The organism is Photobacterium angustum (genome assembly GCF_003026365.1).
In the GTDB taxonomy this organism is placed as follows: Bacteria; Pseudomonadota; Gammaproteobacteria; order Enterobacterales; family Vibrionaceae; genus Photobacterium; species Photobacterium angustum.
In genome coordinates this window covers 146,883-159,349 of sequence record NZ_PYOM01000001.1, presented here as the reverse complement: position 1 = coordinate 159,349, position 12,467 = coordinate 146,883, and the positions used below count along the sequence as shown (strand labels likewise).

At 40.2% G+C, this 12,467-nt stretch carries 11 protein-coding genes; 4 read left to right on the top strand and 7 right to left on the bottom strand.

Annotated features, from left to right (window positions below; genetic code table 11):
• Positions 1-162: 162 nt before the first annotated feature.
• The 3 genes from CTN01_RS00825 (at position 163) to CTN01_RS00815 (ending at position 2,014) form a co-directional block, all read left to right on the top strand.
• Positions 163-516, top strand: coding sequence for an ArsC family reductase (locus CTN01_RS00825; RefSeq protein ID WP_045148018.1), 354 nt, complete (start codon positions 163-165; stop codon positions 514-516).
• 13 nt (positions 517-529) lie between these two features.
• Positions 530-1,660, top strand: coding sequence for a succinyl-diaminopimelate desuccinylase (dapE, locus tag CTN01_RS00820; RefSeq protein WP_005370162.1), 1,131 nt, complete (start codon positions 530-532; stop codon positions 1,658-1,660).
• A gap of 159 nt (positions 1,661-1,819) precedes the next feature.
• Entirely contained in the window at positions 1,820-2,014 is a 195-nt protein-coding gene (locus CTN01_RS00815; RefSeq protein ID WP_005370160.1) for a DUF2897 family protein, read from the top strand.
• A gap of 62 nt (positions 2,015-2,076) precedes the next feature.
• On the opposite strand, the gene CTN01_RS00810 is transcribed toward CTN01_RS00815, so the two are convergent.
• From CTN01_RS00810 to CTN01_RS00785, 6 genes are all read right to left on the bottom strand, one after another.
• The gene (locus CTN01_RS00810) at positions 2,077-3,318 is read right to left on the bottom strand and encodes a glutamate-5-semialdehyde dehydrogenase (protein ID WP_045148016.1); all 1,242 of its coding nucleotides are present in this window, start codon (positions 3,316-3,318) and stop codon (positions 2,077-2,079) included.
• Positions 3,319-3,400: 82 nt separating this feature from the next.
• The gene (gene proB, locus CTN01_RS00805) at positions 3,401-4,555 is read right to left on the bottom strand and encodes a glutamate 5-kinase (RefSeq protein WP_045148015.1); all 1,155 of its coding nucleotides are present in this window, start codon (positions 4,553-4,555) and stop codon (positions 3,401-3,403) included.
• Between the two features lie 254 nt (positions 4,556-4,809).
• Entirely contained in the window at positions 4,810-5,214 is a 405-nt protein-coding gene (gene crl / locus CTN01_RS00800) for a sigma factor-binding protein Crl (RefSeq protein ID WP_045148013.1), read from the bottom strand.
• Positions 5,215-5,486: 272 nt separating this feature from the next.
• On the bottom strand, positions 5,487-6,746 hold the full coding sequence (gene frsA, locus CTN01_RS00795; RefSeq protein ID WP_045148012.1) for an esterase FrsA: 1,260 nt from the start codon (positions 6,744-6,746) through the stop codon (positions 5,487-5,489).
• 164 nt (positions 6,747-6,910) lie between these two features.
• A complete protein-coding gene (gene gpt / locus CTN01_RS00790) occupies positions 6,911-7,369 on the bottom strand; it encodes a xanthine phosphoribosyltransferase (protein ID WP_045148010.1) in 459 nt (152 codons plus the stop codon).
• Between the two features lie 69 nt (positions 7,370-7,438).
• Positions 7,439-8,728, bottom strand: a complete 1,290-nt coding sequence (locus tag CTN01_RS00785; protein ID WP_045148009.1) for an NCS2 family permease — start codon at positions 8,726-8,728, stop codon at positions 7,439-7,441.
• Between the two features lie 1,084 nt (positions 8,729-9,812).
• Here CTN01_RS00785 and CTN01_RS00780 point away from each other — a divergent pair.
• Positions 9,813-11,273: an aminoacyl-histidine dipeptidase gene (locus CTN01_RS00780; RefSeq protein ID WP_045148008.1), complete on the top strand. Its 1,461-nt coding sequence runs from the start codon at positions 9,813-9,815 to the stop codon at positions 11,271-11,273.
• Between the two features lie 104 nt (positions 11,274-11,377).
• Here the strand turns inward: CTN01_RS00780 and dinB are convergent, their stop codons facing one another.
• Positions 11,378-12,457, bottom strand: coding sequence for a DNA polymerase IV (gene dinB / locus CTN01_RS00775; protein WP_444860414.1), 1,080 nt, complete (start codon positions 12,455-12,457; stop codon positions 11,378-11,380).
• Positions 12,458-12,467: the final 10 nt, after the last annotated feature.

Sequence of the window (12,467 nt, the reverse complement as noted above, 5' to 3'; positions counted from 1 at the left end):
CTTTACTTCTATTAAATATAAAAAATAAAAAAGTATTATTGTTTTTGTTAACAATACCGTTTGCAACCTCTTACAACACCTCATAAACAACAACACTTGCGGTCATTGTGTAATCTCGTTATAAAAGACTATCCATTAAAATATAATCAAGTCAGATCTTTTATGAGTACTACAGCCTACGGCATCAAAAACTGCGACACTATCAAGAAAATGAAAAAGTGGTTAGAAGCAGAAAATATTGAATACACTTTCCATGATTACCGTGTTGATGGCTTAGATCGCGCTCAACTCGAAACGTTTGAAAAAGCACTAGGCTGGGAAGCCATGCTTAATAAACGTGGAACGACTTATCGTCAACTGACTGATGAGCAAAAAAATAGCTTAAATCGCGACAATGCCTTAGCCCTAATGTTAGAGCAACCAGCAATGATCAAGCGTCCGCTATTAGTACACAATGATGCGTACTACTTAGGTTTTAAACCTGCTCAATACCAAGAAATTTTCCATCAACAATAACAAGGATACAAGGATGTCTGATAGCCCAGTTATTGCGCTTGCTAAAGATTTAATGAGTCGCCCATCGGTTACCCCTGAAGATGCAGGCTGCCAAGATGTAATGATCGCTCGTCTTGAGCAATTAGGCTTTATTATCGAAACCATGGTATTTGAAGATACCACTAATCTTTGGGCTCGTCGTGGTACTCAAGCTCCATTGTTTGTTTTCGCCGGTCACACCGATGTGGTGCCTTCTGGTCCAGTAGAGCAATGGCACACGCCACCGTTTGAACCTACGATTATCGATGGCTACCTTCACGGCCGTGGTGCCGCTGATATGAAAGGCTCTCTAGCATGTATGGTTGTTGCCATTGAGCGTTTCATCGCAGAAAACCCTGATCACAAAGGCTCTATTGCCCTGCTCATTACCTCGGATGAAGAAGGGCCATTTATCAATGGTACAACCCGTGTAGTTGATACCCTTGAAGCCCGTAACGAAAAAATCGATATGTGTATTGTCGGTGAACCTTCAAGTACTCACCACGTTGGAGACGTTGTAAAAAACGGACGTCGTGGCTCAATTACCGGTGATTTAACCGTAAAAGGTATTCAAGGACACGTTGCCTATCCACACCTGGCCAATAATCCCATTCATAAAGCATTACCAGCTCTCGCTGAGCTTGCAGCCACCACATGGGATAACGGCAATGCATATTTTCCACCAACCAGTTTCCAGATCCCGAATGTTGCAGCAGGCACGGGCGCATCAAATGTGATCCCTGGAGAGTTTGAAGTACAATTTAACTTCCGCTTTAGTACCGAATTAACGGATGTAGAAATAAAGCGCCGTGTACATTCAGTATTAGATGCCCATGGTTTAGATTACGACTTAAAATGGACATTAAGTGGTCATCCATTCCTTACCGATAAAGGTACGCTAGTCGAAGCGGTTGTTGCCGCGATTGAAGAAGTTAACCACCAGCAACCTGAACTTCTTACTACCGGTGGTACATCGGATGGTCGATTTATCGCTCGTACCGGTGCGCAAGTGGTTGAGTTAGGCCCTGTAAATGCCACCATTCACAAAGTGAATGAGTGTGTAAAAGTCGCTGATCTTGAAAAGCTAACCGACATGTACCAAAAAGTATTAGAAAAAGCACTGTAATCACAAACACATTCAATACTCAAAGCAGCTAACATATTTTTACTTAAAAAGTGAAATATGTGGCTGCTTTTTTATTACCATGAATGACGAATATATGAGCTAAGTGTTAGATAAAAGTGTTATCCTGAAAATACTCTTTATCACTAAAGTGAGGCTAATATGGAATGGCTTTTTAACCCCTGGGTGATCTCTTTTATTATTGTTGCCGTCATAGCTAGCAACATTGCAGCGCTAAAATATACAGCTTATATGAAGATTGGGATGCAGAAAAAGAACAAACTGTTTGACGACAAACACCCTCTCAGTAAGAAAGAAGATCCTGTATCTCAAGATAAAGAAGACAACAAAGAATAAGACAAAAAAAAGCTGCCAATTAGTGATTACTCGCTGGCAGCTTTTTACATTTTATTTAACGATTAAGCACGACTTAAGTAATCAGCAACACCAACCCACTTATAACTCGTCAGCTCTTCTAAACCCATTGGACCACGAGCATGCAGTTTCTGAGTAGATACAGCAACTTCAGCACCTAAACCAAATTGTGCACCGTCAGTAAAACGCGTAGACGCATTCACATAAACAGCAGCAGAGCCTGCCGCATTAACAAAACGTTCTGCCGACTGCAGGTTATTGGTTAAGATTGAATCTGAATGGCTCGCATTGTGCTTACGCATATGGAAAATTGCTTCATCCACATCGTTTACTACCTTAATACCTAAGGTGTAACTTAACCATTCAGTATCAAAGTCACCTTCTACTATCTTACGCAGTGAAGCCGCTTTACCTTCAAGTAAATTATAGGCTGCTTCATCAGCAACCAACTCGACCTTGGCTTTATTCATACGCTCAACTAAACGTGATAAGAAAGCTTCTGCTACTTTCTCATTTACCAATAAGGTATCTAACGCATTACAGGCTGATGGACGCTGTACTTTGGCATTTTCAACCACATCTAAAGAACGAGTAAGATCAGCACTTTCATCAACATAAATATGGCTAATACCAAAACCGCCGATTATCACAGGAATAGTGCTGTTTTCTTTACACATTTTATGTAAACCCGCACCACCACGAGGAATGATCATATCCACGTATTGATCAAGCTTGAGCAATTGTGAAACAAGTTCACGTTCGGGTTGCTCTATGTACTGTACAGAAGCGGCTGGTAGTCCTGCTTTTTCCAATGCCACTTGAATCACTTTTACCAGTGCCATATTGGAATGGAATGTCTCACGACCACCACGAAGAATGCTGGCGTTACCTGTTTTTAGGCATAGTGCAGCAATATCAATCGTAACATTCGGACGCGCTTCATAAATTACACCAACAACACCTAATGGAACACGACGACGGCTTAAACGCATGCCATTTTCAAGTACGCGGCTATCAAGCTCTGCACCAACAGGATCATTAAGATTAATCACATTACGCACATCATTTGCGATACCCGCTAAACGTGATTCATTTAGTAATAGGCGATCAACTAATGCATCAGACATACCTGATTCAAGTGCGGCATCAATATCTTGTTTGTTCGCTGCTAAGATAATGTCTTTATTACTTTCTAATTCATCAGCAATAATCGCTAAGGCATTATTTTTAATAGCAGTTGCCGTTGTTGCTAACTCGAAAGCAGCCTGTTGTGCCGCTTGTCCCATTAATTCCAGATTCACAATAATTCCTCTATTAATCCTTGTCGTGATGCCAATACTTATCTGTATTTATACATACATGTCGTTTTTAAATAACTACCATATCATCACGATGGATAGCCACGTGACCATGTTCGTAACCCAACACAAGGTGGATTTCTTGGCTATGCTTTCCTGCAATTTTTGCCATATCTACACTCGAGTAGCGGCAAATACCACGTGCTAATAGGTTATTTTGTTTATCAAAAATACGCACAACTTCACCGCGTTCAAAATCACCTTTTACCGTGGTGATCCCTTTCGCAAGTAAACTACTCCCACGTTGTTGCACAGCAATGACAGCGCCATCATCAATAACAATGTCACCCGCAGGAGGTGGCCCAGCTAAAATCCAACGCTTACGGCTTTCTAATGGTGATTCCAGTGGTAAGAAACGCGTACCTACAGATTTACCTTTCGCTAAATCAATAATTACATCAGGGCGACGACCAGCAGCAATGATCACTTCTATACCAGCTCGACGAGCCACATCTGCGGCCTGTAGTTTTGTTGCCATACCGCCAGTACCTAGACCACCAACAGTCCCCCCCGCTAATTTACGCAATGTTTCATCAATAGTATGTACTTCGCGGATGAGCTCTGCGTCAGGATTATTACGTGGATCGGCAGTGAATAAACCAGGCTGATCGGTCATCAGTAATAATTTATCTGCGCCGCCTAAAATACCGACAAGTGCGGATAAATTATCGTTATCACCCACTTTAATTTCTGTTGTCGCTACCGCATCATTTTCATTTACAACAGGAACAATGCCGTTATCCAGTAAGGCGACTAACATATCACGCGCATTTAAATAACGTTCACGATCGTTTAAATCTGCACGCGTTAATAGCATTTGACCAATATTGATCCCATAGATACCAAATAAGGTTTCCCACTCTTGAATTAAGCGACCTTGACCAACCGCAGCCAGTAATTGCTTACTCGCCATTGTTTTGGGCAGTTCGGGGTAACCTAAATGCTCACGTCCTGCTGCAATTGCACCAGATGTGACAATAATAATTTTATGTCCTTGACGACGAAGCATCGCACATTGACGGACAAGCTCAACCATATGGGCGCGATCTAACTTCAGCGTACCGCCAGTAAGAACACTGGTACCCAACTTAACAACAATTGTTTGTGATGCAGCAGATGCTGCAAGGTCTTGCTCTCGAGCATTAGTATTTTTGGTATCTGCCATGGGGATCAAACAAAATATAAAGAAATAATATGTACTTTGTTTTATCAATACTGCTAATAAAGCACAAGAGAAAAACAGTGACTAAATAGATATAAGTACGCAAATATTTAGTTAAACAACTGAAACGCTTACAAATCACACAAAATCATCATGAAGCCGCTAAATTCGGTTGTCTCAGACAGCAATATATAAAAAAAGATACAAAAAAACCCATCACTTCATTGGATGGGTTTTATAAATTTTGAGCAAATTATTTATGCTAGCTCAGTAAGCGGTGTTTGCGTGAGTTCTGAAGATGAAGATAACGTTAATTGGCATTCATCAACAATAAATGGCGTCAACTTAACGTGAAAATCTGATAATGTTTTCATTACCGCATCTTTATGCTTCGCGGGTAACTTTCCACTGTTCCACTCACCATTTAAATCAAAACGGCCAAAATCATAGCAATATTCATAACCATTACCGGTTGCCGTTAAAATTAACCACCAGCCCCAAAATTCACGTTGTTCTGGCTCTTTATCAGCATTAACACAACTGGCTAAACAATCAAAAAAGAACTGACCTTCTTTTGATTTTTTCTCACGTAAGTAAGGACCAAGCGCAGTTAATTTTGTCATTAAACGCCCATGAGGCGGAAAAAGAGTTGTCGAAGTCATTGCAAATCCATCCATAGTCAACTGCAGTGATGAGTATGCTAATACTCAAAATAATATACTTCTAATAACGTTTTTTAATCATGTTGTTTATGTGCAACAAGATAGCTATCAGTCTTTATATATTATGGTTGAATATGGATAAAATGCCAATGAAGATACGTCATTTTATTAACAATATCATAGTGGTATAAAATAAAATGCGATATCCTCACGGTATTCCGTCAAGATTTTGTCTCTATTTAACCACCAGAGCCAAATAATTGTCTACTTTACTACCCTAACTGCTCATTTAACCATTCAACGACAGTCGTTAATGAACGGTGGTAGCCATCATGAATCGGTTTTTCTGGTAATGTTATCGCTTTGCCACCATAACTGGATAACGCTATTAACTGATTATCACTTTCAGGGCATACAGGATCATTTTTTAAACTTATCCCCAGCATTGGCATATCAATACGACGGCGACCTAAAATCCCTTGGTGCTTTAACGACCATGCAGGAAGATGAGAAATGATGCTGGTTTCTGATTGACCATTTTTTCCCATTCGAGATGCTAAAACATCAAGATACATCCGGGGTATCTGCTCAATAAGCTTAGGTTGAGTCAACACGCTATGAATCGCGCCGCCCAAACTAATACAAGTTTTTAAACGTGTTGGCTCCATAAAGCCTAAACGAATGGCAGCATTACCGCCCATTCGTAATCCTAGCATCGCAACTTTATGGTGATCGACCCAAGGTACATCACGGATCTGCTGTAATAGCGCTTGATGAAGTCGACTGGTATCTTCAGTTAAATTCCAACGATCACAATGACCCACAGATGGCATATCCAGTGTTACCATCGCATAACCTGCCGGTCCTAAATAATCTTCATATAAGCGCCACAAATCGCATTGCAATGTATCTAATCCACCGCTAACGATGACTGTGGGTAATAGCTTATCGGTACGAGGCAAATGAATAAAAGCTTCAAAAGTTTTACCTTCATACTTAACATTAATCGTTCGCATATCATGCGGGCGTAATTCTATCGCTTCACGATAACTTTGATTGGCTTGCAATTCTGCTTGATCAGCTAATTGATCGCCTTTGATATATGGATACGCGGCAATACTGTAATGAGTGCTGGCTTTTAATAACAACTCAGAAGCTTTAAGTTTCTCACCTTCATTTAATAAAAGACGTGCTTGCTTCTGATAGTTTGCACCCAACTGCGACCATTCGTATGTCCAGTTACCTGGCTTATAGCCAATCACCGTATCAAGTAAATTTTCACTTGTACGTGGAGCTTTCGCACTCGCAATACGAGCAAGTATCGCTTCAAGCTCTATTGGATCGACGCCCTGCCAAATCCATTGTGGACGGCGTAAAACGCGGTACCAACCAGTTTCACTTTCGCCATCAAGTGCATTATTTACTTTTCCACTTCGCACATGGGCAATTTTAACTAAATTCGAGGTTTCTTTTGACGTCGGTCTCGGGGCAAATAGCTTTTCTGATAAATTCTCAGGGGATGGCTCTGACACAGCACTCTCCAACGTAGGCGTGATAATTGTTAAGATGATATACCCAAAACGGGTTGTAGATGTCGATTTAACGCAAAAAAAAGACGCCTTTATGGCGTCTTTAAAAACAATCTTAGTTTACAGTAGCGAGTAGCACTACTCTATACTGTAAGAGATTAAGCTGCTTATTTTTTAGCGATAGGATCGACAAAAGTAACCGCCATATCCCATGGTTGCTCAATCCACGTTTCTTGTGGAATATCAACAACATAATCATCAACTAAATGTTGACCAGCAGGCTTTGCGCATACTGTTACAAATTTACCACGTGGGTACATTTCACGAATTTTTTCAGCAGTACCGCCCGTGTCAACTAAATCATCAACAATAATAAAGCCTTCACCATCACCTTCTGCTTTCTTGATCACACGCATATCGCGCTGGTGATCATGATCGTAGCTTGAGATACATACGGTATCTACATGACGAATACCCAGTTCACGCGCCAAAATAGCAGCAGGAACAAGACCGCCACGGCTAACAGCAATAATACCGGTCCACTGCTCAGCAGGTAGCAACTTTTCAGCTAGCTGACGGGTGTAAGTTTGCATGTTATCCCAAGTGATGATGAATTTATTACTCATAGATAAAGAACCTCTGGATCAACGATGTTAAATCGCCATAAATAAATAAAGCTTTATGAAATCTAAAACTTAAAGGAAAATTATTTTTGCAAGGAACAATGCTGAAATAACCCAAACACTGATATTTACATCACGTCCCTTACCACTCATAGCTTTAACCGCAGCATAAGTGATAAAACCAAGGCCGATACCTTCAGCTATAGAATAAGTTAAAGGCATCAACAAACAAACTACAACAACAGGCGCAGCTTCTGTTAGATCGCGCCAATCAATTGCCACCAGCCCTGACATCATTAAAATCGCGACGTAGAATAATGCACCTGCTGTTGCGTAGGCAGGTACCATGCCAGCTAATGGAGCAAAAAATAGAGCGAGTAGGAATAATACACCAACAGTTACCGCAGTAAGACCTGTACGACCTCCGACTGCGACACCGGACACACTCTCGACAAAAGAAGTAGTATTCGATGTACCCAATAAGGCACCAACAGAGGTTGCTGTACTATCTGCAAGTAACGCGCGATTTAGGCGGGGCAACTTGCCATCCTCACCAATTAAGTTTGCTTTTGTAGCAACACCGACAAGCGTACCTGCGGTATCAAATAAATCGACAAATAAGAAAGCAAACACAATTGAAATCAGGCCAACTTCCATTGCACCCGAAAAATCTAATTGCATGAAAGTTGGTGCAATGCTTGGTGGCATTGACATAATGCCGCCATAAGTCACTTCACCAAATGCAATACTCACCCCTGTAACAATTAAGATTGCAATTAATACTGCGGCTTTAAAGCCACGGTGAACAAGCGCTATTGTTAGAAAGAAACCGAGTGCAGCCATTACAACAGGGAAACTGGTTAGATCTCCTACTTGTACTAACGTTGCAGGATTATCCACTACAATGCCTGAGCTCTGTAATGCAATGAAAGCAAGGAATAAACCAATACCTGCAGAAATCCCGGTTCGAAGCGCCAACGGTATGGAGTTAATGATCCATTCCCGTACTTTTAATAAACTTAATACAATAAAGCACAAGCCTGATAAGAAAACAGCGGCTAAAGCGACTTGCCATGTATACCCCATGCCTAGTACAACGGTATAAGTAAAGAAGGCATTCAACCCCATGCCAGGGGCTTGTGCGACAGGATAGTTAGCAAAAAATCCCATCACAAAACAACCGATCATTGCTGCTAAACAGGTCGCAACAAATACTGCACCTTTATCCATTCCCGTATTGGCTAGCATAGTAGGGTTTACAAAAATGATGTAAGCCATGGTCAGGAATGTCGTTAAGCCAGCAAGCAACTCCGTTCGCACATTCGTGCCGTGTTCCTTTAGTTTAAATAACTTCTCAAGCATGTTTCTCAGTTCCTTGGAGATTGACACGTTAGTAGTAAGCAAAAGAAAACGTTTGCGTCTTCAATTCGAGCGCGATTATAAACATCAGATCTATCAATTTCCAGAAAATATCGAGTAAATGCACAAAACTAAGACTAATAAATTTAATTTTGTTTTTTTGACTTTTAAGAACAGATAATTAGTAATATAAAATCAATATATTAGCAAAAATATGCCAAATTAAGATATTTCATCTATTTTATATTTATGAGATCTACAGCAATAAAACATTTATAAAGATCACATCACGATGTGTGAGTAACTCGTTATGACAATTCAAAGGTAAAAAAAACGCCGCTTCAAAGCGAAGCGGCGGCGAATGTTGCAAATAATCGATCACGATTATTTAGTATTCTCAAGTTAGGGGGTGAACAAGCTGTTCAATTAGCTAGTCAGCAACTAGATAACAAAATTCTTAGTAACCAAAGTAGTTAGGGTAAGTAAAGTTACCTGTATATACAGAGCGGTTATTCCAAAAGTGTGTAATTGAATCAAAAATTTTCATTTTAAATCACCTTATAAATAAGTAATCCAAATTAACCACATAAATATTATGCGCTTAATCCTTGGAGGGTAAAGACCATCGTGGTCGCACTTATCTCGGTTCCATGGAGGCGATATCTCGGGTTCATCCTGAACGTGTACAGTGTTATCTCATACCTTTATGAGACTGTCTAAATCATAACCACCCTGTAATTTAATTTCAAGCATTTTCTTTAAGCTCGTCACACTTTCTACAAAAAAATATTGTTTAACAACTTTTTGTGTAATTTTCTTTCAGTTTTGAACAGTTAAATGTGTATTTATGATTAAAAAAATAAATATAAGAAATAATAAACTCAATATATAAAAGTAAAGCACCGTTAAATACTTATTCATTATCGTATTCGTGGTTTAAGATTTTACTTTTTTCTCTACCTCCACCGAAGTCTGAATGATATGCTAAAAAAAATGCGATAGAGTAAATCGCTACTTATATATGTCATTTGGCGGCTAATAGCCTGACAAATGCCACTGGACCAATATTCTATAAAGGTAGGCTTCCGTGTCTGAAATCAGTCAACTATCTCCTAAAGCTGTATGGCAATTTTTCGATCAAATTTGTTCGATCCCTCACCCTTCTAAATATGAAGAACAATTAGCACAATTCATTATTGAATTTGCACAAAATGAAGGCTTAGACGTTTGCCGTGATGAAATCGGTAACGTGATCATTAAAAAGCCAGCAACAGCAGGCATGGAAAACCGTAAAGGGGTAGTGCTTCAAGCGCACATCGACATGGTTCCACAAAAAAATGAAGAAACAGTACATGACTTCACAACAGATCCTATTCAACCTTTCATTGACGGTGAATGGGTAACGGCAAAAGGTACAACATTAGGTGCTGATAACGGTATGGGTATGGCAAGCTGTCTTGCGGTACTTGCTGCTAAAGATATCGAACATGGCCCATTAGAAGTACTACTTACTATTGATGAAGAAGCAGGCATGACAGGTGCTTTTGGTCTTAAAGAAGGATGGTTAGAAGGTGACATCCTACTAAACACTGACTCTGAGCAAGAGGGCGAAGTTTACATGGGTTGTGCTGGCGGTGTAGACGGCGCAATCACACTGGATATAAAGCGTGAAGCAACACCTGCTGATCACCAAGCAATTAAACTAGTCCTAAAAGGCTTAAAAGGCGGTCACTCTGGTTGTGATATTCATACTGGCCGTGGCAATGCAAACAAATTACTGGCTCGCTTTTTAGTCGGTCACGCAGACGAGCTTGGCTTACGTATTAACAATTTCACAGGTGGTAGCCTACGTAATGCAATTCCACGTGAAGCATCTGCGATTGTTACCCTACCGGCTAAACATGTTGATCAACTAAATTCATTATTTGCTCAATACCAAGCGCTACTAAGTGCTGAGCTTGGTCATGTTGAAACTAATATTAATTTATTTATAGAGACAACTGAACTGCCAGCAGATGTGATGGTAATGGCAGATCAAACACGTTTCATCAATGTACTAAACGTCTGCCCTAACGGCGTTATCCGAATGAGTGATGACATTGAGGGTGTTGTTGAAACCTCTCTCAATATGGGTGTTATTAAGACTGAAAGCGATAAAGTTATCGTACTTTGCTTAGTCCGTTCTTTAACGGACTCTGGTCGTAGCTATGTAGAAAGCATGCTTCAATCATTAACAACCTTAGCAAGCGCACAATGTGAATTCTCTGGTACATATCCGGGTTGGAAGCCAGACGCTGATTCTGAAATCATGCACGTATTCCGTGACATGTACCAAGAGATGTATGGTAATAAACCCAACATCATGGTGATCCACGCAGGTCTTGAGTGCGGCTTATTTAAAGAACCGTACCCTGAAATGGACATGTTATCATTTGGCCCTACCATCAAATTCCCACACTCACCTGATGAGAAAGTGAAAATTGATACAGTTCAAATGTTCTGGGATCAAATGATTGCAGTACTTAAAAATATTCCTGTTAAAAAATAAACTAACGGAATAACAAAAACGGGCTTAACGTGATCTCATGTTAAGCCCGTTTTTATATGTACTGTAATAAATGTGTTAACATAGTAGGTTCAGTTTTCATTTAATCAAAAACCAAAAGAAAGCTGTTGCGCTTTTAAACCAATCTCTAACCCAACACTCAAGCCTATTAAGCGTATCTCACGAGAATTTTGTCGGGTCATCGCTTCTTTTAATAAATCGATAAATTGCGCTTTATCTAATTTAGGATAAATATGCTCAACCGTAGTTTGTTGAAAATCTGCAAATTTTAACTTTATACCTTGCTTGGCAATATCTAACTCAGGCCGTACTTTACGTAATCGTTGCTCAAGCTCAGGATATAACTGATCAACCACTTGCCAACACTGGTCAAAACTTGAAATATTTTGACTAAAAGTACGCTCTACCCCAACCGACTTTCGTTGTCGTTCAACAATCACTTCACGCTCGTCAATACCGTGTGCTCGAGACCATAATGATTGCCCAAATTTGCCAAATTGCTGTAGCAGTAAATGACGGTCATAATTTTGTACATCACGACCAACATACAAGCCTTTCTCATGGAGTTTTTGGATAGTCACCTTTCCTACCCCAGGTATTTTTTCTAGTTTTAGTTCAGCAACAAAACTACCCACATCTTCAGGTGTAACCACATATTGACCATTAGGCTTATTCAGATCTGAAGCAACTTTGGCAATAAACTTCACCGGAGCAACACCCGCAGAAGCGGTAAGCTGTAACTCATCTTCAATTGCACGGCGAATATCCTGAGCTATTAAAGTCGCAGAGCCATGAAGCATTTCGCAATCAGACACATCTAAATATGCTTCATCTAAGGATAATGGCTCGATTTTATCGGTGTACCTTAAGAAAATAGCCCGTATTTGTTGGGATATTTCACGATAAACCTGCATTCTGCTAGGCACTAAGGTTAAGTGTGGACATAATTTTAAAGCATGAGCCGTTGGCATTGCAGAATGAATACCATATTTACGAGCTAAGTAATTACAAGTACTGACGACGCCTCGCGTCGAGCGCCCACTGATCGCTATAGGGACAGCGCGCAAAGCTGGATCGTCTCTCATCTCGACGGCAGCATAAAAGCAATCCATATCAACGTGGATGATCTTTCGCTGTACAGCTTTTTGCTCTGCTACTTCTGCCAAATTCACACTC

Bases quoted from the DNA above. Each gene is read 5' to 3' on its own strand.
- CTN01_RS00825 (WP_045148018.1), top strand. From the start codon at position 163: ATGAGTACTACAGCCTACGGCATCAAAAACTGCGACACTATCAAGAAA.
- dapE (WP_005370162.1), top strand. From the start codon at position 530: ATGTCTGATAGCCCAGTTATTGCGCTTGCTAAAGATTTAATGAGTCGC.
- CTN01_RS00815 (WP_005370160.1), top strand. From the start codon at position 1,820: ATGGAATGGCTTTTTAACCCCTGGGTGATCTCTTTTATTATTGTTGCC.
- CTN01_RS00810 (WP_045148016.1), bottom strand. From the start codon at position 3,318: ATGGGACAAGCGGCACAACAGGCTGCTTTCGAGTTAGCAACAACGGCA.
- proB (WP_045148015.1), bottom strand. From the start codon at position 4,555: ATGGCAGATACCAAAAATACTAATGCTCGAGAGCAAGACCTTGCAGCA.
- crl (WP_045148013.1), bottom strand. From the start codon at position 5,214: ATGACTTCGACAACTCTTTTTCCGCCTCATGGGCGTTTAATGACAAAA.
- gpt (WP_045148010.1), bottom strand. From the start codon at position 7,369: ATGAGTAATAAATTCATCATCACTTGGGATAACATGCAAACTTACACC.
- CTN01_RS00785 (WP_045148009.1), bottom strand. From the start codon at position 8,728: ATGCTTGAGAAGTTATTTAAACTAAAGGAACACGGCACGAATGTGCGA.